Genomic DNA, 21,688 nt, shown 5'->3' with positions numbered 1-21,688 from the left:
GCTGCTCCGCGGCGGACGGCGCGAACATCCGGCAGCGGTCCGTCAGGGCCGTCTCCTAGGAGGTCACGTCATGTGGAAACGAGCTCTCGTCACCCTCCTGCTCGGCGCCGCCGCGGTGCTGCCCGAGCCCGTGCCCGTGCCCCTGGCCACGCCGACCACTCCCCCGTCGTCCTACCCCAATCCGGGGCGGGTGACGGGCGACACCGGCGTGCACGACCCGAGCGTGGTCAAGCGGCCCGACGGGTCGTACCTGCTGGTGCACACCGGTGACAACATCACGATCAAGACCTCGACCGACCGGACCGCCTGGCGCAACGCCGGCGCGGTCTTCCCCGGCGGCGCGCCGTGGACCACGTCGTACACCGGCGGCAGCGCCAGCCTGTGGGCACCCGACATCTCCTACCGCAACGGGCGCTACTACCTCTACTACTCGGCGTCGACGTTCGGCTCGCGCAATTCGGCGATCTTCCTGGCCACCAGCGCCACGGGCGCGTCCGGCTCCTGGACGAACCAGGGCCTGATCGTCTCCACCACGTCGTCGAGCAACTACAACGCCATCGACCCCAACCTCGTCGTGGACGCCCAGGGCCGCTGGTGGCTCTCCTTCGGCTCGTTCTGGACCGGGATCAAGCTCATCCAGCTCGACCCCGCCACCGGCAGGCGCCTGGGCACCTCGATCACCGGCCTGGCCCAGCGCACGGGCGGCACGACCGCGATCGAGGCGCCGTTCATCTTCAGGCACGGCTCGTACTACTACTTGTGGGCGTCGTTCGACGCCTGCTGCCAGGGGGCGAGCAGCACCTACCGGATCATGGTCGGCCGTTCCACCAGCGTCACCGGCCCGTACGTGGACCGCAACGGCGTCGCCATGACCTCGGGCGGCGGCACCCAGGTGCTGGCCGGGCACGGCAGCGTCCACGGGCCGGGCCACCAGGCGGTGGTCCCCGACAGCGACGCCGAGGTGCTCTACTACCACTACTACGCGAACAACGGCGCGCCCCTGCTGGGCATCAACCTCCTCGGATACGACAACGCCGGCTGGCCCTTCGTCTACTGACCGGCCCCAACTGACTGGGCCCCTACTGACCGGGCTCCTACTGACCGGGCCCTATTGACCGGCCCCGGAGCGGAGCACGGCGACGCCCGACGGCGGCAGCGTGACCGCCTCGACGTCCTCGCCCGAGAGGGCGTCGGTCCACTCGCCGCGGAGGGCGACGTCGTGCTTCTCGCCGGAGTGGTTCAGCAGGATCAGGAAGCGGCGGCCGGCTCCGGCGCGCACGCTCGCCTGGACCCCGGGAGGCAACCCGTCGACGGCGGGGGTGACGCCCGCTTCGGCGAGCGCCCGCGCGAGGACCGACCGCATGGCCGGCTCGTCGAGGCGGGTCGAGACGTAGCGGGCGGTTCCCTCGCCGAACGCGTGCCTGGTCACGGCCGGGCGGCCGGCCCCGTCGGGGCCGTCGAAGACGAGCTCGGCCTCGGCCCCGGTGAGCCGCAGGTCCTCGCGCCACAGGTCGGCCGTCCCTTCGAGGTGCGCGAGCGGCCCGCAGCCCCGTACGGCGAACGTCTCGTGCTCGGCCGCCGGCCAGAACTCCTCGACCCGCACCCCGAGGACGTCACGCAGCGGCGCGGGATAGCCGCCCAGGTGGACCCGGTCGTGCTCGTCCACGATGCCGCTGAAGAACGAGACGACCAGCGCGCCGCCGCCGGACACGTACGCCGAGACCCGCCGCGCGTCCTCGCCCGCCAGCAGGTACAGGTTGGGCACGACGACGAGCCGGTAGCCGGTCAGGTCGGCCGACGGCGGCACCACGTCCACGCCCGCGCCGAGCTCGAACAGGGGTCCGTAGTGGTCGAGCAGGCGGTCCTGCTGGCGCACCCCGTCGGAGGGGTGGGAGTCGAGTTCGAGCGCCCACCAGCTGTTCCAGTCGAGCAGGAGCGCCACCTGGTTGCGCACCCGCGTACCGGCCAGGTCGGGCACCGAGGCCAGCTCCCTGCCGAGCGCCACGATCTCGCGGTAGACCCTGCTGTCGGCCCCCGCGTGCGGCACCATGCCGGAGTGGAACTTCTCCGCGCCGCCCCGTGACTGCCGCCACTGGAAGTAGAGGATCGCGTCGGCCCCGTGCGCGACCGCCTGCCAGCTCCACAGCCGCATCTGGCCGGGCTGCTTGATCGCGTTTCTGGCCCGCCAGTTCACCGCGCTCGGCGCCTGCTCCATGAGGATCCACGGGTCCCCGCCGGCGGCGCCGCGCATCGTGTCGTACACCAGGCCGGGGGCCAGGTGCGGCCGCTCGTCGTGGGGGTCGGGGTAGGAGTCGACCGACACGACGTCCACCCCCGGCGCCCAGTCGAAGACGTCGACGGCCTTCAGCCCGGCCAGGAAGTTCGTGGTGATCGGCACGTCGGGGGTGATCCGCCGCAGGATGCCGGCCTCCAGGTCGTAGCAGGCGCGCAGCGCGTCGTTGCCGAAGCGCATGTAGTCGAGCTGCTGGGCCGGGTTGGGGTACGTCGGAGCCACGCGGGGCGGCAGGACGTGGTCGAAGGAGGCGTAGCGCTGCGACCAGAAGTCCGTCGACCAGGCGTCGTTCAGCGCCTCGACGTCGTCGCCGTAGCGCTCCCGCAGCCAGCGGCGGAAGTCGTCCGCCGACACCTCGCAGTAGCAGGCGGGGATGTGGCAGCCGTACTCGTTGCCGACGTGCCACAGGCCGAGGGCCGGGTGGCCGCGATAGTGCTCGGCCAGCCGCTCCGCCAGCAGCGCGGCGCGTTCCCGGTAGACCGGGCTGGACGGGCAGAAGTGCTGGCGCCCGCCGGGGCCGAGCACGGTCCCGTCCGCGGTGACCGGCAGGATCTCGGGGTGCTCGTGAACCAGCCAGGGCGGCGGGGAGGCCGTCATGGTGGCGAGGTCGGCGGTGATCCCGTGCGCGTGCAGGTCATCCAGGACCTGGTCGAACAGGGAGAAGTCGTACGCTCCGCGCGCCGGCTCCACGCGGGCCCAGCCGAACACCCCGACGGTGACGAGGTTCACCCGGGCCTCGGCCATGAGGCGCAGGTCCTCCGCCCTGGTCTCGGCCGGCCACTGTTCGGGGTTGTAGTCGCCACCGAAGGCCATGCCGCCGAGCCGGCGCCGGAGCCGGTCGGCGGGGGACGGGGCTCCGGCGGTCCCGGAGACCGGCCTGACATCGCGGGGTACGGCGTTCATCGTCGGCGCGGCGGCCTCGCCGGGCGAGGTCCGCCGCTCCTCCTTTCTCTCTGTCACGAACGGGGCGGCGCGGCGGTGCTCTGCCTGACGACCAGCTCAGGGGCGACGAACGCGGTGGCGGACGGGGCCGACCCGGTCTCGATCTGGCCGATCATGAGCGAGACGATCTTCTCGGCCACCACGTCGAAGTCCTGGCGGACGGTGGTGAGCGGCGGGGAGAGGTAGGCCGACTCGTCGAGGTCGTCGAAGCCGGCGATGCTGACGTCCTCGGGGACGCGGCGGCCCGCCTCGATCATGGCGCGCATCACGCCGAGGGCCATCTGGTCGTTGGCGGCGAAGACGGCCGTCACGCCGGGCCGCCGCGCCAGCTCCAGCCCTGCCCGGTAGCCGCTGGCCGCGCTCCAGTCGCCGAACAGCAGCTGGGGAGTCGCGGCCCCCGCCTCCTTGAGCGCCGCGTGCCAGGACTCGGCCCGGCGCCGCGCGGCGTAGGAGTCCTCGGGCCCGGCGACGTGCCAGACGGTCTCGTGGCCGAGGTCGAGCAGGTGGCGGGTGATGATCCGGGCGCCGAGGGCCTGGTCGGTGTCGACCATGGGGTGGCGGTGGCTGACGTCGCCGTCGGCCATCACGACCGGGACGCCGGGCGGCAGGCGCAGCGACGGGGTGTCCAGGATCTGCGCCTCGATGAGCACGATGCCGTCCACCGCCTGCACCGTGAGCTGGTCGAACGCCTCGTGCACGGCCTGCTCGGTCTGCGACTCGACGGCGATCATGTTGACGGTGTAGCCGGCGCGCTGCGCCGCCCTGGTGACGGCGTCGACGGTGCGGGCGTTGCCGAAGCTGGAGAGGCCGAAGCTGATCAGGCCCAGGGTGCGGAACTGGCCGGTGACCAGGGCGCGCGCGGCGGTGTTGGGCCGGTATCCGAGGACCCGCATGGCCGACAGCACGCGCTGGCGGGTCTCCTCCTCGACGTTGCTGCGGTTGTTGACCACCCGGGAGACCGTCTGACTGGAGACTCCGGCCATCGCGGCGACGTCGGCCATGGACGGTCGTCTGCGCGAGCGCCGTCCCACCGGCGATTCCTGGGTCGTCCCGTCCAACTGCCACCTCTGATCGTCCGATGTTCTCGCCCCGATGTTTACGTAAACATGCCCCAGCCGTCAATGGCCGCGAGAGCTCGACACAAAAGACTGCCAAATCGCCAGATGTGTTAACCGAGGGTTACCTATTGACATGATTCGGCGGCGGCTCCAGACTACGGGACACCTTCTTCATGTTTACGCAAACACACGATCACCGCAGCTACCGCAGCGAGTAGGTCCCCGGTGGCGCAGGTAGCAGCGCGGCCCATCGGCCGCAGACGGCCCCGACAAGGAGAGCTCAGTGCCAGTATTCGTGGCAGCGCGAACATCGCAGAGGAGCGCGACATGACCGCGCGGGCCGCCCGGCCCGGGCGGACGCTCCTTCGCCTGCGGGTCGCCGGCTACGCCTTCTTCCTGCCGTTCTTCGTGTTCTTCCTGGTCGCGGTGGTCGCGCCGCTGGTGTACGCGATCTATCTCAGCTTCTTCCAGGACCGCCTCATCGGCGGCACGGTCTTCTCCGGGCTGGCCAACTACACCCGAGCCCTGGGCGACGCGCTGTTCGGGGCGGGCCTGCTCCGCGTGGCGCTCTTCCTGGTCGTGCAGGTGCCCATCATGCTGCTCATCGCGCTGGGATGCGCGCTCGCCATCGACAGCGGCAGGCTGCGCTGGCCGTCGCTCTTCCGGATCTCCATCTTCATGCCGTACGCGGTGCCGGCCGTGGTGGCGGCCCTGATGTGGGGTTACATGTACGGCGACCAGTTCGGCCTGGTGGGACAGCTCGGCGACGCGCTGGGAGTCGCGGCCCCGGACCTGTTGTCGCGCCCCTGGATGCTGACCTCCATCGGCAACATGGTGACCTGGGAGTACGTCGGCTACAACATGATCATCCTGTACGCCGCGCTGCGGGCCATCCCCGAGGAGCTCTACGAGGCCGCCGAGATGGACGGGGCGGGCGCCATCCGCGTCGCCTGGAGCATCAAGCTGCCCGCCCTGCGCCCCGCGCTGCTCGTGGCGACGATCTTCTCGGTCATCGGCAGCTTCCAGCTCTTCAACGAGCCGAACATCCTCCAGAAGCTCGCGCCCGCGGTGATCTCGACCAGCTACACCCCCAACATGTACGCCTACAACCTCGCCTTCAACGGCCAGCAGATCAACTACTCGGCCGCCGTCGCCGTGGTCCTCGGCCTCGTCACCGTCGTGGTCGCGTACGCCGTGCAGCTCGTCACGGCGAGAAGGGAGCAGACCCTGTGACCGCGGTCGCCACGCGCCGGTCCGGCGCGCACCGATCCGCCCCCGCCAGGCGGCGCAGGAAGAGCGCCACCCTCACCGTGATCATGCTGGTGATGTTCGGGTACGCGGTGCTCCCGCTGTTCTGGCTGCTGGCCAACGCCAGCAAGAGCGGCGCCGACCTGTTCTCGACCTTCGGGCTGTGGTTCGGCGGGGACTTCCACCTGTTCGCCAACATCGGCGACACCCTGAGCTACCAGAACGGCATCTTCCTGCGCTGGTTCGGCAACACCGTGCTCTACGCCGTGGTGGGCGCGGGCGGCGCCGCCCTGCTGGCCACGCTCGGCGGGTACGCCCTGGCGAAGTACGACTTCCCGGGCCGCAAGCTGCTGTTCGCGACCGTGCTCGGCGCGATCTCCATCCCGGGCACGGCCCTGGCGGTGCCGACGTACCTGCTCTTCAGCCAGGTCGGGATCGTCGACACCCCGTGGGCGGTGCTCATCCCGGCGCTGTGCAGCCCGTTCGGCGTCTACCTGATGCGGGTCTACGCGGCCGACGCCGTGCCCGACTCGATCCTGGAGTCGGCCCGCATCGACGGGGCCGGCGAGTTCAGGATCTTCCGCACCATCGCCCTGCGGCTGCTGGCCCCCGGGTTCGTCACGGTCCTGCTCTTCGCGCTGGTCGCGACGTGGAACAACTATTTCCTGCCGCTGATCGTGCTGAACACGCCGGACTGGTTCCCGCTGACCGTGGGGCTCAACCAGTGGAACGCCCAGGCCAACAGCGGCACCTCGGGCGCCGGAGACGCCAGCTACCAGCTCATCCTGACCGGCAGCCTGCTGTCCATCGTGCCGTTGATCGTCGCCTTCCTGGTGCTCCAGCGGTACTGGCAGTCGGGTCTGGCCACCGGAAGCGTCAAGCAGTAACCCCCGTGAGTGAGGAAACATCATGAGAAGACATGCGATGACCGCCGGTGTCGCCGCGGCCCTGTCACTGGCACTGGCCGCGTGCGGCGGTGGCTCTGGAGGGGGCGCCACCGCGGCACCGTCCGCCGCCCCGAGCGCGTCGGCGGCCGTCCAGGACGCGCTGAGCAAGCCGGCCGAGCTGACGTTCTGGACGTGGGTCACGGGGATCGAGAAGACCGTCGCCCGCTTCCAGGCGAAATATCCGAACATCAAGGTCAACGTGGTCAACGCGGGGCAGTCCGCCGACCAGTACACCAAGTTGCAGACCGCGATCAAGGCCGGCTCCGGCGCGCCCGACGTGGCGCAGGTCGAGTATTTCGCGCTCCCCCAGTTCGCGCTGGCCAAGCAGGTCGTCAACCTGGCCGACTACGGCGCCGCCGAGCTGAAGGACAAGTTCGCCCCCGCGGCGTGGGGCCAGGTGGCGATCAACGGCGGCGTGTACGGCATCCCGCAGGACACCGGCCCGATGGCGATGTTCTACCGCAAGGACATCTTCGACAAGCTGAAGATCAAGCCCCCGACCACGTGGGCGGAGTTCGTGGAGGCGGCCAAGAAGATCAAGGCCGACAACCCGGACAACTTCATCACCACCATCGACCCCGGTGACGCCGGCGGCGTGGACAGCATGATCTGGCAGGCGGGCGGCACGCCGTTCAAGACCTCGGGCGAGAGCTCGGTCAGCGTCAATCTCGCCTCCGACCCCGGCGTCAAGCAGTGGGTCGGCACCTGGAACACCCTGCTCGGCGAGAAGCTGGTCGACCCGCAGCCCGGCTGGACGGACGAGTGGTGGAAGGGCATGGGCTCCGGCAAGTACGCGACCTGGCTGACCGGCGCCTGGGCCCCGAACGGCATCATCAACTCCATCCCCAAGACGAAGGGCAAGTGGGCGGTGGCCCCGATGCCCCAGTTCGACGCGGCCAAGCCGATGAACTCCGAGAACGGCGGATCGTCGGTGGCGGTCATCCCGCAGAGCAAGAACGTCCCGGCTGCCGTCGCCTTCGCGGAGTGGCTCAACTCCGACCCGGAGGCCGTCAAGTCGCTGAACTCCGAGGCCGGGCTGTTCCCCGCCACGAAGGCGCTGCTCGACGACCCGGCCTTCCGTGACGCTCCGCAGGACTTCTTCGACGGGCAGAAGATCAACCAGGTCCTGGGCGACGCCTCGGCCGCCGTCCGCCCCGAGTGGCAGTACCTGCCGTTCCAGGTGTACGCCAACAGCATCTTCAAGGACACCGTGGGCCAGGCCATCGACGGCGGCGGCGACCTGGCCGCCGCGCTGAAGACCTGGCAGGACCGCATCACCACCTTCGGCACCGAGCAGGGCTTCACGCTCAGCAGCGGCTGACCCGGGCGGATCGGGCGGCCCGGCGCGATGCCCCGGGCCGCCCGATTCCTTATGATCGAAGCCGTGCTGTCCGGTCTGGTGCGCGAGATCCGCGAGGTCGCGGCGAGCGACGAGCCGCTGCCCGCCCTGCCGTACACCGCCTTGCGCGAATTCGGGCGCACGGGCGACCGGCTGGGCTACGAGCGGCGCTACTTCGGCCGCCGCGCCAGACTCGCGGCCCTGGCCCTGCTCGATCCGGGGGACGCGCTCGACGACGTGGTGTGGGCCACCTGCGACGAGTACACGTGGGTGCTGCCCGCGCACCGGTCGATGCCCGTCGACCTGTTCGCCTGCGAGACCGCGCACACGCTGGCCGAGATCGCCGGACGGGTGGACCCGGTGGTCGGCGAGCGGGCCCGAGCCGAGGTCACGAGGCGGGTCCTCGACCGGTTCCTGGACCCGCGTCCCATGGAGTGGGAGGGGTTCGGCAACAACTGGGAGGCGGTGTGCGGGGGCGCCGCCGGGATGGCGGCGCTCGCCGTGCTGGACGACCCCGAGCCGGTGCTGGCGCGGTGCCGGGCCGCGATGCGACGCTTCCTGGACGGGTACGGCGACGACGGCGGCTGCGTCGAGGGCGTCGCGTACTGGGTCTACGGGTTCGGCTACTTCGTCTACTTCGCCGAGGCGCTGCGCGAGAGCACCGGGGAAGACCTGCTCGACGATCCCAAGGTGGCCGCGATGGCCGCGTTCCCGCACCGGGTGCGGTTCGCCGACGGCGGGCACGTGCCGTTCTCGGACACGACGGACGACCCGTCGCTCCCGGCCGGGCTGCTGACCCGGCTGGCCGAGCGCTTCGGCACGCCGGGGCCGGACAGGGTGCCCTCGTTCCACGCCGACCACTGCTACCGGTGGGGCCATCTGTCCAGGACGCTCTCCTGGTCCCGCCCGGTGCCGTCGCGTCCCGTGGCGGCCGTCAGCTACCTGCCCGACCTGGCCTGGGTGGTGGACCGGGGCGAGCGCGGCTACGGCTTCGCGGCCAAGGGCGGGCACAACGACGAGCCACACAACCATGACGACCTGGGCCATTTCGTCCTCAGGGCCGGCGGTCGCAACGTGCTCGACGACCTGGGGGCCGGGGAGTACACGCGGGACTACTTCGGTGACCGGCGCCACACCCTCCTGCACCCCTCGGCGGAGGGCCACTCGCTGCCGGTCGTCGGCGGCGTCCCCCAGCGCGGCGGGCGCGCCGAGGTCCTGGAGTACACCGAGACGCCCGACGGCCTCACCTTCGCGCTCGACCTCACCTCCGCCTACCCGGCGCCCGTGCTCCGCCGGTTCCGCTGGCACCGGGACGGCCGGCTCGACCTGCGTGACGAGTTCACCGGCGACGTGCCGGTCGAGGAGGTGTTCGTCAGCCGGATCCGCCCCGAGCCGCGCGGCGGACGGGTGAGCTGGGACGGCCTGGTCACCCTCGACCATCCCGGATTCGCGGCCACGGTCGAGACGCTGCGCACCCGCGACCACCACGGCCGCCCGGACACCGTCTACCGCCTGCGGCTACGCGTCCCGCCCGGCCATCCGGCCGTCGACCTCCGCTTCACCTGCCGCTGACCCGACCCCGGCGAGGGTGAGCTCGGCCGCGTGATGGCAGGCCGCCCGCCGCCGCTCGCCGTACGCCCGCAGCTCGGGCATGTCGGTGTGGCACAGCCCGGCGCGGACGTGCGCGCAGCGGGTGTGGAAGCGGCACCCGGGCGGCGGCGCGGCCGGGTCGGGCAGGTCGTCGGCGATCTCGAAGGCGTGCCGCGCCCGCCGCCGCGCCGGGTCGGGCACCGGCACGGCGTGCAGCAGCGCCTCGGTGTACGGGTGGCGCGGCCGCCGGTAGAGGCCGGCCGTGTCGGCGTCCTCCACGACCTTGCCCAGGTACATGACGGTGACCCGGTCGCTGATGTGCTCGACCACGGACAGGTCGTGCGAGATGAACAGGTACGTCAGCCCGAGCTCCTCCTGCAGGTCGGTGAGCAGGTTGAGGATCTGGGCGCGCACGGACACGTCCAGCGCGGAGACCGGTTCGTCGGCGACCACCAGCCGGGGTCCGGTGATCAGCGCCCGCGCGATGTTGATGCGCTGCCGCTGGCCGCCGGAGAACGCGTGCGGGTAGCGCCGCATGTACTCGGGGCGGAGCCCGACGCGGGCCAGCATGTCCGCCACCCGGTCGGTCAGCTCGCCGCCGGAGGCGATGCCGTGGGTCTTGAGGGGTTCGCCGACGATCTGCCGCAGCGTCATCCGGGGGTTGAGCGAGGAGAACGGGTCCTGGAAGATCACCCGGATCTGCCGCCGGAACTCCTTCAGCCGGGCCCCGGTCACCGTGGCGAGGTCGACCTCGTCCCCCGAAGCGGTCCGGTAGAGGATGCGCCCCGCGGTCGGGCCGGCCAGCCGGGCCACGCAGCGGCCGAGCGTGGTCTTCCCGCACCCCGACTCCCCCACCAGGCCGAGCGTCCGGCCGGGCAGGATCGTCAGATCGACCCCGTCCACGGCCCGCACGACCCCCGTCGGCCTGCGGAACAGGCCGCCGCCGATCGGGTAGTGCTTGGCCAGCCCCTCGATCCTGAGCAGGGGTTCGGCCGCCTCCGAAGCGGCGGCGGCCCGCTCGGCGACCCGGAGCGCCGGGGCAGGCGGCTCGGCCGGGACCTCGTCGAGGTGGCAGGAGGCCACGTGCGCCGCGCCGTACCTCCTGAGCGGGGGCGGCGCGGTGTCGCAGAGGCCGTCGATCGCGTGGTCGCAGCGGGTGTGGAACGGGCACCCGTCCGGCACCTGACGCAGTGACGGCACCATCCCGCGGATCGCGGTCAGCCGCCGGCGGGCCCCGCTCCCCCGCAGCTCCGGGATCGAGCGGAGCAGCGCGCGCGTGTACGGGTGGCGGGGATCGGAGAAGATCTCCTCCACGGTGCCGTGCTCGACGATCTTGCCGAGGTACATCACGGCGACCTCGTCGGCGATCTCCGCGACCACGCCGAGGTCGTGGGTGATGAACAGGATCGCCATGTCGTTCTGCGCGCGCAGGTCCATCATCAGGTCGAGGATGCGCGCCTGCGTGGTGACGTCGAGCGCGGTGGTCGGCTCGTCGGCGATCAGCAGCGCCGGGTCGCAGCACAGCGCGATCGCGATCATCACGCGCTGGCACATCCCGCCCGACAGCTGGAACGGGTAGGCGTCGAAGCGCTGCCCGGCGTTGGGGATGCCGACCTTGCGCAGCAGCGCGACGCCTTCCTGCCGGGCCTCCTGCCTGGTCAGGTCGCGATGCAGCCGCAGCGCCTGGGAGAGCTGGGCACCCACGGTGTACATGGGTGACAGGGACGCCATCGGCTCCTGGAAGATCATCCCGATCTCGCCGCCGCGCACCCGCCGGAGCTCCTCCCCTGCCGGGTCGAGCCCGGCCAGGTCGGTCGCGCCCTTCCAGTGGATCGAGCCCTCGACGATCCGCCCCGGCCGGTCGACGAGCTGCAGGATCGAGCGCGCGGTGACGGACTTGCCGCATCCCGACTCGCCGACCAGGCAGACGGTCCTGCCCGCCGGCACCGACAGGTCCACCCCGTCCACGGCCCTGAGCACGCCTTCCGAGGTGAAGAAGTGGGTGCGCAGCCCCTCGATCCTGAGCAGCGGTCCTTCCACGGGGCCCTCCGGAGAGATCAGTGCTTGTACGGGTCGGCCGCGTCGCGCAGGCCGTCGCCGAAGAAGTTCATGGCCAGCACGGTCACCACGACCGCGAGGCCGGGGATGAGCATCCAGGGCGCGGTGGACACCGCCCGGATGTTCTGCGCCTCCTGCAGCAGCACGCCCCAGCTGATCATCGGGGTCTGCAGGCCGAGCCCGATGAACGACAGCGCGGTCTCGGCCAGGATCACCGACGGGATCGACAGCGACAGGTTGGCGATGATGTGGCTGGTGAACGACGGCAGCATGTGCCGGAACATGATCCGCAAGCGCCCGGCGCCGTCGGCGGTCGCGGCCATGACGTACTCCTCGCCGCGTACCGCGAAGAACTTGCCCCGCACCTCCCTGGCCATGCCGGTCCAGCCGACCAGCGAGATGACGACGGTGAGCGCGAAGTAGCGTTCGAGCTGGCTCCACGAGGCCGGCACGGCCGCGAACAGCGCCATCCACAGCGGGATCGTCGGGATCGACATGATGATCTCGATGACGCGCTGGATGACCGTGTCCGTGCGGCCGCCCACGTACCCGGACACGCCGCCGAGCACGACGCCCAGCACCAGCGAGAGCAGCACGCCGACCAGCCCGATCGACATGGACACCGTGGTGCCCCTGATGATCCTGGACAGCAGGTCACGGCCCACCGAATCGGTGCCCAGCAGGTACATGTGCCCCCCGCTCGAAGGGCCGATCAGGTGCCGGTCCCAGGGGATGAACCCGAGCAGCTCGTACGGCTCGCCCTTGACGAAGAAGCCGACCGGCACCTTCTTGCCCTCGTCGACCTCGAACGACAGCGCCAGCGTCTCCGGGTCCTGCTTGAAGGTGTACGGGTGGACGTACAGCCCGGTGCCGGTGTCGAAGTGGAGCGCCTGCGGCGGGGCGTAGGTGTAGTCGGCGTTGGTCCGCTGGCCGGAGCCGGGGGCGAGGAACGGCGCGAAGACCGCCACCAGGTAGATGGCGACGGTGACGAAGCCGCAGACCAGCGCGACCCGGTGGCGCTTGAAGCCCCACCAGACGAGCTTCCACTGCGACGCGACGGCGAGGGTCTCGTCCTTCATGATCGGGCCCTCCTAGTACCTGAGCCGGACGCGCGGGTCCAGCCAGCCGAGCGCGACGTCGGAGACCAGCGTGCCGACCACCACCAGCACCGCGCTGATCAGCAGGATCGCCCCGGCCAGGTACATGTCCTGGGCCAGCAGCGCGCGCAGCATCAGCGGCCCGGTGGTCTGCAGGTTCAGCACCTTGGAGGTGATCGCGTCCGCGGCGATCAGTCCGGGCAGGACCCAGCCGATGGTGGAGAAGAACGGGTTCATCGCCACCCGCACCGGATACATGATCGTCATCTTCCGTTCGGGCATGCCGCGCGCCCTGGCCGCGACCACGTACGGCTTGCGCAGCTCGTCCAGCAGGTTGGCGCGCAGCACGCGGATGTTGCCCGCGGTGCCGGCCGTGCCCCAGATGACGATCGGGATCCACAGATGGGCCACCAGGTCGCCCGCCTTGGCCAGGCTCCACGGGGCGTCGCGGTACTCCGGCGACAGGATCCCGCCCGCGTTCAGGCCGAAGAACTTGAGCCCGACCCACATCAGCACGAGCGCGATCAGGAAGTTGGGCACGGCGAGCCCGAGATAGCCGAGGAAGGTGAAGGTGTAGTCGCCCGCCGAGTACTGCCGGATCGCGGAGTAGACGCCGATGGGGAACGACACCGCCCAGATGAAGACGAGCGTGACCAGCGACAGCGTGATCGTCAGCGGCAGCCGTTCGGCGAGCAGCGCGGTGACCGGCCGGGCGTAGTCGAAGGACTCGCCGAAGTCGCCGTGGAACAGGATGTTGGAGATCCACTGCCAGTACTGCACGATGACCGGCTGGTCCAGGCCGTAGCGCTCGGTCAGCCGGGCCACCTCGCCCGTGGGCACGGCGTCGCCCAGGGCGGCCCGCTGCGCGGTCAGCGTGGTCAGGTAGTCGCCCGGCGGGAGCTGGATGACCACGAACGTGACGACGGAGATCGCGACCAGCGTCGGGATGAGGACGAGGACGCGCCTGCCGATGTAGCGCAGCATCGGCTCAGGCCCCGAAGTACCAGGTCGGCACGTTGACGAGTCCGGGCGAGAGGAACTGGAACGCGTCGGGGTAGCTCGCCGGCACGTTCTTCAGCTTGTTGCCGACGATCGCGTAGCCGTCGGTGGGCAGGACGATCCCGATGACGTAGAACTGCTCCTTGGCGATCGTGAGGATCTGCCGGAACAGCTCCTTACGCTTGGCCTGGTCGGGCTCGGTCCGCATCTGCCGGTAGAGCTCCATCTGGCGCAGCGTCTGCGCGGGCGGCTTCTCCCCGTCCTCGTTCTCGCCGCGGGTCTGGAAGTACATGCCCCAGCGGGTGGCGTAGTTGGACTCCTCCCCGTTGGGGAACCACCAGCGCGGCTCGTCGATCTCGATGCGCAGGCCGCCGTCCCCGGCCCAGACGTTCGCGTCGTGGTCGTTGGCCTTGGCCGCCTTGCGGTCGTAGAACAGGGTGCGCTCGATCGGGTTCACCTTCATCTCGACGCCGACCGCCGCCCAGTTCTGGCGGACCATCTCGGCCGCGTTGGCCCACTCGGGGAACAGCGTGATCAGGTCGAGGGAGAAGCGCAGCCGTTCGCCGCCCGGCAGCAGGCGGAAGCCCTCGCCGTCCTTGCGGGTCAGCCCCGCCTGGTCGAGGTGCCGGCTGGCCAGGTTCACGTCGTACTGCGTGTACTGCTTGGCCATCTGCTCGTCGAAGAACTCCGAGTTGCGGTGCGGCGCCGCCTGCCAGGGCTCGCCCTGGCGCTGGTAGGCGGTGTTGATGATGTTCTGCCGGTCGATGGCGTGGGACAGGCCGACGCGGAAGTCCTTGTTCCTGAAGACCTCGCGCAGCTCCTTGTTCTTGTGGCACAGGTTCAAGGAGATGATCATCCGGTTCATCGAGGTCGGCTCCACCTTGATGAAGCGGTAACCGCCCTTCTGCCGTCCCTCGGCCAGCACCGGCTTGTTCACGTCGGAGTTGATGTGCCGGGCGTGGAAGTCGAGCTTGCCGTCCACGCCCTGGAGCAGCATCACCTCGGCCTCCTGGATGATCGCGAACTCCAGCTTGTCGATGTAGGGCAGCTGCGCGCCGCCGGAGTCGACCTTCCAGTAGTACGGGTTACGCTCGGCCACCGCCCGGTCGCCGGTGTTGAGCGGGTCGGTCACCACCCAGGCGTGCAGGGTCGGGCGTTCGGGGTTGTTCCACCACTTGATCCGGTCCTCCCAGTAGGCCGGGAACTCGCCGAACCCCTTCTTCTTCATGTCCTTCTCGACGTCCTTGTTGTACGTCGGGTGGAAGTCCTTGAGGTAGTGCTTGGGGAAGAAGCCGAAGTTGGTCCCCGTCCAGGTGGCGGTGCGGCAGCCGTCGAGGAAGTCGCCCTTGGGCTTGGCGAAGGTGAGCTTCACCGTGTGGTCGTCGACCTTCTCCACCTTGGCGCGCTCGCCGTCCACGTGCAGCAGCGCCGGCACTCCCGTGGTGGTGACCTTCTCGTTGTAGTAGACGTCCTCGATCGCGAACAGCACGTCGTCCGCGGTGAACGGCTCGCCGTCCGACCAGCGCATGCCCTTGCGCATGTGGAGGGTGTACGCGGTGCCGTCGGCGTCGGCGGTGACCTCCTTGAACGTGCCGGGCAGCGTCGTCCTGCCGGCCGGATCCACGCGCAGCATCGGCTCGTAGGCGATCAGGCGCTCCAGCCACGGGTCGTCGCCCTCGCCGAGGCAGGCGCCGTGGTAGGTGCCGCCGTAGCCGCCCGGGCCCTCGGGCCCGTCCACGACCAGGCGGTCGGCCACCTCGGGCAGCCGTTCGGCGAGCGCGGGCAGCTTGCCCGCCTTGACCTGCTCGGCGAGCGCCGGGGCCTCCAGCGGGCGGTTGGCCGGAGGCGCGCTCTTCGACGCCTGCGATCCGCCCTGTGATCCGCCCGGTGATCCGGGGGCGGTGCACGCCGACAGCGACGTGGTGACGAGGAGAGCGCCGCCGCCGAGCCTGATCAGGTCGCGACGGCTGAGGCTGGAGAGATCGGGTCGATGGGCCATGTCGAGACTCCAAGAGCGGCTGGGGGCGAATGGCTTGGTAACCGGTTACTCGACAAGTTGCGCTGAACGCTAAGAGCCGGTTACCCGGTCGTCAAGACCCATCCGCGTATCCCCGAATCCGGAAATATCCGGCCTTCCAGCGGGTTCACCACTCGGGTCGGTGGAGTTGTTAGCATCTCGTTACCTTCGACCAGAGCGGGTCTTGACGGCGGTTGTGAAGCGTGCGTATGTTCGCGCCGGGTTGACTAGTAACCGATTACCAGGAGGCGCTCGTGCGCGCTGACCGCCCTCGCGAGCACTGGGTGAAGGTGGCGGACGGGCTGCTCGACGCCGTGGTGCCGCATGCCTCTCCCGGCTTCTCGCAGTACCGGCTGCCGGGCCGGACGAGCTGGTCGGGGCCGGCCTCCGACGGGCTCGAAGGGTTCGCACGCACGTTCCTGCTCGCCGCGTTCCGCCTCGCGGGCGACCCGGCCGACGCGCCCGCGGGCCTGCTGGAGCGCTACGCCGACGGGCTCGCGCACGGCACGGACCCCGGCCACGAGTACGCCTGGCCGGCCGTCACCGACCTGAGCCAGCCGATCGTGGAGGCCGCCTCGATCGCGATCGCGCTGCACGAGACCCGGCCGCTGCTGTTCGACCGGCTCGACCCGGGTGTCCAGGAGCGGGTGGTGTCCTGGCTGGGCGAGATCGTGGGCAAGCGGGCCTGGCCGTGCAACTGGGTGCTGTTCAAGGTGATCGTCGAGCAGTTCCTGGCCGGGGCCGGCGGGCCGTACGACCAGGGCGAGATCGACGGGCACCTCGCGGACGTCGAGCGCTGGTACGTCGGCGACGGCTGGTACACCGACGGCGCCGGGCAGAACTACGACTACTACTGCGGCTGGGCCATCCACCTCTACACGCTCTGGTGGGCCAGGATGTCGGGCGCCGACGCCACGATCTACAAGGAGCGGCTGCGTACGTTCCTGGACGGCTACCGGCACTTCTTCGCCCCCGACGGCGCCCCGATGCACCAGGGCCGGTCGCTCACGTACCGCATGGCGAGCCTGGCCCCGCTCTGGCTCGGCGCGCTCGTCGACGCCTCGCCCGTCGAGCCGGGGACCACGCGCCTGATGGCGGGCCGCACGCTCGACCACTTCGCCGCCCACGGCGTGCCCGACGAGCGCGGGCTGCTCACCCTGGGGTGGCACCGGCCGTACCTGCCGGTGACCCAGGGCTACTCGGGGCCGGCGTCGCCGTACTGGGCGAGCAAGGGGTTCCTGGGACTGCTGCTCGGCCCGGACCACCCGGTGTGGACGGCCCCGGCCGCCGAGCCCGGCGACGGCGACCTCACCGTGGCCCTGCCCGCGCCCGGCTGGCTCCTGCACCGCACCGACGGGGTCACCCGCCTGGTCAACCACGGCAGCGACGGCAACGACCCCGACGCGGCCAAGGACGACCCGCACTACGCCAAGTTCGGCTACTCCACGCACACCGCGCCCGAGACCGGCCCCGGCGGCCGGGCCGAGAACGTCGACAACCACCTCGCCGTGCTCCTCCCCGACGGGCGCGCCACCCGGCGCCGCCGCATCGAGCGGATCGGCGTCGCCCGCGACTTCGCCGCCTCCCGTTACGCCGACGGCGAGGTCGTCGTGGAGACCGCCTCCGTGCTCGACGGGCCGTGGGAGGTGCGCGTGCACCGGGTCACCGCCCCGGCGGGCGGCGTGGTCCGCGACGGCGGCCACGCCCTCGCCTCCGGCGAGCCCTGCGCGGTCACGCTGGCCGGGCTCACCGCCTCCGTGCGGACCGCCCCGGACGACCTTGTGAGCGAGATCGCCGGGCTGCACGGCTGGCGGACCGCCCAGGCGGCGTTGCGCCAGGACGAGAACGCGATCGGCCCGCACTCCGCCACGCCGTACCTGGTCGGCGCCCATCCCGGCGGCGCCGCGGTCTACGTCTCGGCGGTGCGGCTGGGCCGCGGCTCCCCGGCGCGGATCCCGGAAATTCGCGTGGAGGGCGACCTGGCCTCGTGGAATGATGCCGCTGGATCGCGGGTCACGGTCGCGCTCGGCCGCGAGCCCGCCTACACCCGCAACGGATCCGTGGGGGCGCGCGTTGTCTGGACCGGCTAAACGCGTCACCATCCGCGACGTCGCCAAGCACGCCGGGGTCTCGGTGGCGACCGTCTCGCGCACCCTGGCCGGTGACTACCCAGTGCAGCCGAGCACCAGGCACAAGGTGCTGCGCGCGGTGCGCGAGCTGGACTACGTGCCGAACGCCCAGGCCAGGGCGCTGTCCGTGGCCTCGCCCGGAGCCGTGGCCATCGTCGTCAACTCGGTGTCGGTGCCGTACTACGCCTACATCGCCCAGGGCGTGGAGGAGCAGGCCGCCGCCGAGGGGCGCCTGTCGCTCATCTGCACCACCGGCGGCGACATGGAGCGCGAGCTCAGCATCGTCCAGATGATGCGCGAGCAGCGCGCCGAGGCGGTGATCCTGGTGGGCAGCGTGATCCTGGACGACGACTACCGCGAGCGCATGACGCGCTACGCCCACGGGCTGGCCTCCTCGGGCTCGCGCCTGGTGCTGTGCGGCCGGCCGCCGCTCGGCGACGGGGTCCCGGCGCTCACGGTGGGGTTCGACAACACGGGCGGAGCGCACGCGGTCACCGCCCACCTGCTGTCGGCCGGGCACCGGCGCATCCTCTACCTGGGTCTGCGGCCCGGCCACACCACGTCGGACAGCCGCGTGGCGGGCTACCGCGCGGCCCTCGCCGACCACGGGCTCGGCCACGACCCGGCGTTCGAGCTGCGCTGCGACTTCGACCGGGCCAGCGGGTACGCGGCGATGAAGCGGCGGCTCGCCGCCGGGCACGACTTCACCGCGGTCTTCGCCGCCACCGACGTGATCGCCGCCGGGGCCGTCCAGGCGATCCACGAGCACGGGCTGCGCGTCCCCGAGGACGTCTCCGTCGTCGGCTACGACGACGTGCCCCCGGCCGAGGACATCGGGCTGACCACCGTCCACCTGCCGCACGCCGAGCTGGGCCGGGCCGCCGTGCGCCTGGCCCTGTCCGGCAAGGACCCGCTGGCCGAGCCGCCGATCACGCTCGGCACCCACATCGTGGTCAGGCGCTCGGTGCGGCGCCTGCGGAGCGTGCGGTGAGGGCCGCCTTCGCGATGCACGGCGGGCTGTTCGGCGAGCTCTTCCCCGATGACGTGCGCGAACGGCTGGCCGGGCTGGTCGACGCCCCCGACGCCGTGCTCCCCCACCTCGGGGGGACGCTCGCCGACGTGGACGTGCTGATCACCGGCTGGGGTTGCCCCCGCATCGACGTGGCCGTGCTGGAGCGCGCGCCCAGGCTGCGGGCCATCGCGCACGCCGCCGGCAGCGTCAAGGAGCACGTCACCGCGGAGGTGTTCGAACGGGGCATCATCGTGTCGTCGGCCGCCGCGGCGAACGCGGTGCCGGTGGCCGACTACACGATGTCGATGCTGGTCCTGGCCGCCAAGTCGGTGCCGCGCCGGATCCGCGGCTACGCGGCGGGCGGCTGGCCGGACGGCCCCCGGCCCGGCGGCGTGCCGACTCCGGGCGAACGCGCCGGGCTCGGCGCCGCCACCGTCGGCGTCATCGGCGCCTCCCGCGTCGGCCGCCTGGTGATCGAACGGCTCCGGGGATACGGCGTGACCCCGCTGCTCAGCGACCCCTTCGTGGACGCCCGCCGGGCACGCGAGCTCGGCTGCGAGCCGGTCGGACTCGACGACCTGTGCCGGCGCGCCGACCTGGTGACGGTCCACGCGCCTGCCCTGCCCGAGACCTACCAGTTGCTGGACGGGCGCCGCCTGGGCCTGCTGCCGGACGGCGCCACGCTGGTCAACACCGCCCGCGGCACTCTCGTCGACACCGAGGCGCTCACCGGCGAGTGCGTGTCCGGCAGGCTGAACGCGATCCTCGACGTCACCGACCCCGAGCCGCTGCCGGCGGGCCATCCCCTGCTGTCCGCGCCCGGGGTCTGGGTGACCCCGCACGTCAGCGGCGCCCGCGGCGGGGAGCTGCGCGCGCTCGGAGAGTACGCGGTGGGCGAGGTCGAACGGTTCGTCACGGGGCGGCCGCTCCACGGCCAGGTGCGCCTCACCGACCTGCCCCGCATCGCCTGACGCCAGGCCACGCTCGACGACCCTGGCTCGGGCCGGCCCGGTTCAGGCCGGCTTGCAGCGCACCGCCGTGACGTCGCCGCGCAGCGTGCACCGCCCGGCCGCGTACGGGACCAGCAGCGTGTCCCCGGCGGCGACCGGGACCGGCGCGCCGTGCTCGCCCTCGACGGAGCCCTCACCGGCCGTGATCACGACGACGGAGTACGCCGGTTCCAGCACGCTGACGGGATCGGGGCGCAGCCGCTCGGCCGCGAAGAACTCGTCGGCGAGCTCGGCGAAGAGCCGGTGGACCCCGGGCCGGGCGTCGGCCGCCGGGCGGCGGTCGCGGCTCAGCTCGCCGAGTTGTTCCGCGCCCCAGCCGCTCCTGTCGACGCAGGCGAGCGCCTGGTCGAAGCCCAGCCCCAGATGCCCGGCGGCCGGGCCGTCGATGTCGAAGCCCTTCCACTCCAGCAGCACGGAGAAGTCGGTCGGCTCCTGCACCTCGACCATGAGAACCCCGGCCCCGATGGCGTGCGGCAGACCCGCGGGGCAGACGATGGCGTCGCCGGCCCGCACCGGCACCCGGTTCGTGGCGCCGAGCATCTGGTCGATCCGCTGGTCCGCGACCCAGCCGGCCAGCTCGCCCGGCTCCACGTCCCTCGCGAAGCCGAGGTGCACCACCGCCCCCGGCTCGGCCGAGACGATCACCCACGCCTCGGTCTTCCCGTACGGCGAGGCCAGGTGGGCGGCGGCGAACCGGCGGTCGGGGTGCACGTGCAGCGGCAGGCGTTCGCCCGCGTCGAGCAGCTTCACCAGGATCGCCGGGTCGGCACCGTGCTTCGCGACGTGCCGCTCCCCCAGCCACCACAGGGGATCGCCGGCGATGGCCTCGGCCAGTGACCGGCCGTCGGGCAGCGTGGTCAGCCCCGCGGGCGCCGCGCCGTGCCGGCTCGTGGTCGAGGCGATCCAATCCTCCGGATAGTACGGATCATCGACGGGACGAATGCCACGGAACCTGCCGATGCGCCCCTCGCCCCGGTAGAACGAGCGGGGTGTGTTGGCGGGCAGGCGGTAGATAGTCATACTCCCTGAATCATGTCAGACGTGCCAGAAGCGGCACCACTCGGGGGAAGCTCCCAGCAGGTCGTCGCCCTCGTGTTCAACTCCGGCGAGGAGCAGCGGGTTCTCCTACGACGGCGCGCTGCCGTACCGGGAGCCTGCCCTGGGTGACGGCCAGGACGGCTCCGACGAGGAGCACGGCCGCGCCCACCGCCTGCACGGTGCCGAACGACTCGCCCAGGAACAGGGCGGAGCACGTGGTCCCGACGACGGGCACGAGGAACATCATGATCGACGCCGACGCCGGCCCCACGTCACGGATGCCCCGGTAATAGAGCATGCCGATGCGCAGGACGGCGGCCGCATCATCAACCTGTCGGCGGCGGCGACCAGGATCGCGATGCCCGAGCAGCCGTACGCGAGGAGCAAGGCCGCCGTCGAGGCACTCAGCCGCTCCCTGGCCCAGCTGGCCGGCGGGCGGGGCATCACGGTCAACGCCGTCGCGCCCGGCCCGACGGTCACCGACCCGAACCCGTGGATGCCCGACGACCCCGAGGTCCTGTCAGCGTCAGTCACCCGTTCCTTCGCTCGGGGGGCGTGCCACGTTCGCCCCCTTCCCCGCTGAACCCCTCACGAACGTCATCGACCACGCGATGTCGTGTCAGCGACGGTGTCAGGACGGCAACGGCCCGATATCAGGGCGGGCGGCGACAGTGGACGCCATGAACGGTTCAGCCATCGCGGCCTCGGGGCTGCGAACTGGGCCACGCCGAGCTCGCCCCCGCCCCTCGTGCGGCGCTCATGGAAGCCCGTGAGCGACCCGCCGGGACGGGTTTCGCAAGATCGAACACTGTATGCAGTCGGGTCGGGAGCAGGCGAGGTGAATGATGCTCGACGGTAGGGCCCAGGGCCTTTCTTCCGCCGGTTTCCCGGTCGGCTGTGCCACTCCTGGC

At 71.5% G+C, this 21,688-nt stretch carries 17 protein-coding genes; 9 read left to right on the top strand and 8 right to left on the bottom strand.

The features are described 5' to 3' along the window. The first annotated feature begins 70 nt into the window (after positions 1–70). On the top strand, positions 71–1,057 hold the full coding sequence (locus ACIBQ1_RS41910; protein WP_397286006.1) for an arabinan endo-1,5-alpha-L-arabinosidase: 987 nt from the start codon (positions 71–73) through the stop codon (positions 1,055–1,057). 51 nt (positions 1,058–1,108) lie between these two features. Here ACIBQ1_RS41910 and ACIBQ1_RS41905 read toward each other — a convergent pair whose 3' ends face one another. Then, on the bottom strand, positions 1,109–3,253 hold the full coding sequence (locus tag ACIBQ1_RS41905; RefSeq protein WP_397286003.1) for a beta-galactosidase: 2,145 nt from the start codon (positions 3,251–3,253) through the stop codon (positions 1,109–1,111). Further along, positions 3,250–4,236: a LacI family DNA-binding transcriptional regulator gene (locus ACIBQ1_RS41900; RefSeq protein ID WP_397286001.1), complete on the bottom strand. Its 987-nt coding sequence runs from the start codon at positions 4,234–4,236 to the stop codon at positions 3,250–3,252. The genes ACIBQ1_RS41905 and ACIBQ1_RS41900 overlap by 4 nt, the downstream gene beginning before the upstream one ends. 384 nt (positions 4,237–4,620) lie before the next feature. Between ACIBQ1_RS41900 and ACIBQ1_RS41895 the strand changes: the two genes are divergently transcribed. The 4 genes from ACIBQ1_RS41895 to ACIBQ1_RS41880 all read left to right on the top strand — a co-directional run bounded on the left by ACIBQ1_RS41895 (position 4,621) and on the right by ACIBQ1_RS41880 (position 9,399). After that, positions 4,621–5,526 carry a carbohydrate ABC transporter permease gene (locus tag ACIBQ1_RS41895; RefSeq protein ID WP_397285999.1) on the top strand — a complete coding sequence of 302 codons (906 nt, stop codon included), beginning with the start codon at positions 4,621–4,623 and terminating at the stop codon, positions 5,524–5,526. Next, positions 5,523–6,428, top strand: coding sequence for a carbohydrate ABC transporter permease (locus ACIBQ1_RS41890; protein WP_397285997.1), 906 nt, complete (start codon positions 5,523–5,525; stop codon positions 6,426–6,428). Before ACIBQ1_RS41895 ends, ACIBQ1_RS41890 begins: the two co-directional genes overlap by 4 nt. Before the next feature lie 22 nt (positions 6,429–6,450). Further along, positions 6,451–7,809 (top strand): ABC transporter substrate-binding protein, encoded by a 1,359-nt coding sequence (locus ACIBQ1_RS41885; RefSeq protein ID WP_397285995.1) that lies wholly within the window; start codon positions 6,451–6,453, stop codon positions 7,807–7,809. 63 nt (positions 7,810–7,872) lie between these two features. Next, a complete protein-coding gene (locus ACIBQ1_RS41880; RefSeq protein WP_397285993.1) occupies positions 7,873–9,399 on the top strand; it encodes a hypothetical protein in 1,527 nt (508 codons plus the stop codon). Here the strand turns inward: ACIBQ1_RS41880 and ACIBQ1_RS41875 are convergent. Genes ACIBQ1_RS41875 through ACIBQ1_RS41860 form a run of 4 tightly spaced genes read right to left on the bottom strand, consistent with a single transcriptional unit; the run spans position 9,346 to position 15,570 of the window. After that, positions 9,346–11,457, bottom strand: a complete 2,112-nt coding sequence (locus ACIBQ1_RS41875; protein ID WP_397285991.1) for a dipeptide ABC transporter ATP-binding protein — start codon at positions 11,455–11,457, stop codon at positions 9,346–9,348. The genes ACIBQ1_RS41880 and ACIBQ1_RS41875 overlap by 54 nt on opposite strands. 17 nt (positions 11,458–11,474) lie before the next feature. After that, entirely contained in the window at positions 11,475–12,554 is a 1,080-nt protein-coding gene (locus ACIBQ1_RS41870) for an ABC transporter permease (protein WP_397285989.1), read from the bottom strand. A 12-nt stretch (positions 12,555–12,566) separates the two neighbouring features. Further along, the gene (locus tag ACIBQ1_RS41865) at positions 12,567–13,556 is read right to left on the bottom strand and encodes an ABC transporter permease (protein WP_397285987.1); all 990 of its coding nucleotides are present in this window, start codon (positions 13,554–13,556) and stop codon (positions 12,567–12,569) included. A 4-nt stretch (positions 13,557–13,560) separates the two neighbouring features. Then, positions 13,561–15,570, bottom strand: coding sequence for an ABC transporter substrate-binding protein (locus tag ACIBQ1_RS41860; protein WP_397285985.1), 2,010 nt, complete (start codon positions 15,568–15,570; stop codon positions 13,561–13,563). Between the two features lie 272 nt (positions 15,571–15,842). Here ACIBQ1_RS41860 and ACIBQ1_RS41855 point away from each other — a divergent pair, with 272 nt between their 5' ends. From ACIBQ1_RS41855 to ACIBQ1_RS41845, 3 genes are read left to right on the top strand one after another with little or no spacing between them, the layout of a single operon-like run. Continuing rightward, on the top strand, positions 15,843–17,678 hold the full coding sequence (locus ACIBQ1_RS41855; RefSeq protein WP_397285983.1) for a DUF2264 domain-containing protein: 1,836 nt from the start codon (positions 15,843–15,845) through the stop codon (positions 17,676–17,678). Next, on the top strand, positions 17,662–18,708 hold the full coding sequence (locus ACIBQ1_RS41850) for a LacI family DNA-binding transcriptional regulator (RefSeq protein WP_397285981.1): 1,047 nt from the start codon (positions 17,662–17,664) through the stop codon (positions 18,706–18,708). Before ACIBQ1_RS41855 ends, ACIBQ1_RS41850 begins: the two co-directional genes overlap by 17 nt. After that, on the top strand, positions 18,705–19,700 hold the full coding sequence (locus tag ACIBQ1_RS41845; protein ID WP_397285979.1) for a hydroxyacid dehydrogenase: 996 nt from the start codon (positions 18,705–18,707) through the stop codon (positions 19,698–19,700). Before ACIBQ1_RS41850 ends, ACIBQ1_RS41845 begins: the two co-directional genes overlap by 4 nt. A 42-nt stretch (positions 19,701–19,742) precedes the next feature. Here the strand turns inward: ACIBQ1_RS41845 and ACIBQ1_RS41840 are convergent, their stop codons facing one another. Both ACIBQ1_RS41840 and ACIBQ1_RS41835 read right to left on the bottom strand, forming a co-directional pair. Next, positions 19,743–20,759 carry a class I mannose-6-phosphate isomerase gene (locus ACIBQ1_RS41840; protein ID WP_397285977.1) on the bottom strand — a complete coding sequence of 339 codons (1,017 nt, stop codon included), beginning with the start codon at positions 20,757–20,759 and terminating at the stop codon, positions 19,743–19,745. A gap of 76 nt (positions 20,760–20,835) precedes the next feature. Next, on the bottom strand, positions 20,836–21,075 hold the full coding sequence (locus ACIBQ1_RS41835) for an EamA family transporter (RefSeq protein ID WP_397285975.1): 240 nt from the start codon (positions 21,073–21,075) through the stop codon (positions 20,836–20,838). On the opposite strand from ACIBQ1_RS41835, the gene ACIBQ1_RS41830 reads away from it, so the two are divergent. After that, positions 21,067–21,360 carry an SDR family oxidoreductase gene (locus tag ACIBQ1_RS41830; RefSeq protein ID WP_397286286.1) on the top strand — a complete coding sequence of 98 codons (294 nt, stop codon included), beginning with the start codon at positions 21,067–21,069 and terminating at the stop codon, positions 21,358–21,360. The genes ACIBQ1_RS41835 and ACIBQ1_RS41830 overlap by 9 nt on opposite strands. The last annotated feature ends 328 nt before the right edge of the window (positions 21,361–21,688 follow it).

The organism is Nonomuraea sp. NPDC050153 (assembly GCF_044460125.1).
Lineage (GTDB): Bacteria > Actinomycetota > Actinomycetes > Streptosporangiales > Streptosporangiaceae > Nonomuraea.
The sequence above is the reverse complement of the archived record's forward strand: the minus strand, read 5'-3'. Positions and strand labels throughout refer to the sequence as shown.

Excerpts from the sequence above, each read along its gene's own strand:
- ACIBQ1_RS41895 (WP_397285999.1), top strand. The coding sequence starts at position 4,621 with ATGACCGCGCGGGCCGCCCGGCCCGGGCGGACGCTCCTTCGCCTGCGG.
- ACIBQ1_RS41910 (WP_397286006.1), top strand. The coding sequence starts at position 71 with ATGTGGAAACGAGCTCTCGTCACCCTCCTGCTCGGCGCCGCCGCGGTG.
- ACIBQ1_RS41900 (WP_397286001.1), bottom strand. The coding sequence starts at position 4,236 with ATGGCCGACGTCGCCGCGATGGCCGGAGTCTCCAGTCAGACGGTCTCC.
- ACIBQ1_RS41840 (WP_397285977.1), bottom strand. The coding sequence starts at position 20,759 with ATGACTATCTACCGCCTGCCCGCCAACACACCCCGCTCGTTCTACCGG.
- ACIBQ1_RS41870 (WP_397285989.1), bottom strand. The coding sequence starts at position 12,554 with ATGAAGGACGAGACCCTCGCCGTCGCGTCGCAGTGGAAGCTCGTCTGG.
- ACIBQ1_RS41885 (WP_397285995.1), top strand. The coding sequence starts at position 6,451 with ATGAGAAGACATGCGATGACCGCCGGTGTCGCCGCGGCCCTGTCACTG.
- ACIBQ1_RS41865 (WP_397285987.1), bottom strand. The coding sequence starts at position 13,556 with ATGCTGCGCTACATCGGCAGGCGCGTCCTCGTCCTCATCCCGACGCTG.
- ACIBQ1_RS41835 (WP_397285975.1), bottom strand. The coding sequence starts at position 21,075 with ATGCTCTATTACCGGGGCATCCGTGACGTGGGGCCGGCGTCGGCGTCG.
- ACIBQ1_RS41860 (WP_397285985.1), bottom strand. The coding sequence starts at position 15,570 with ATGGCCCATCGACCCGATCTCTCCAGCCTCAGCCGTCGCGACCTGATC.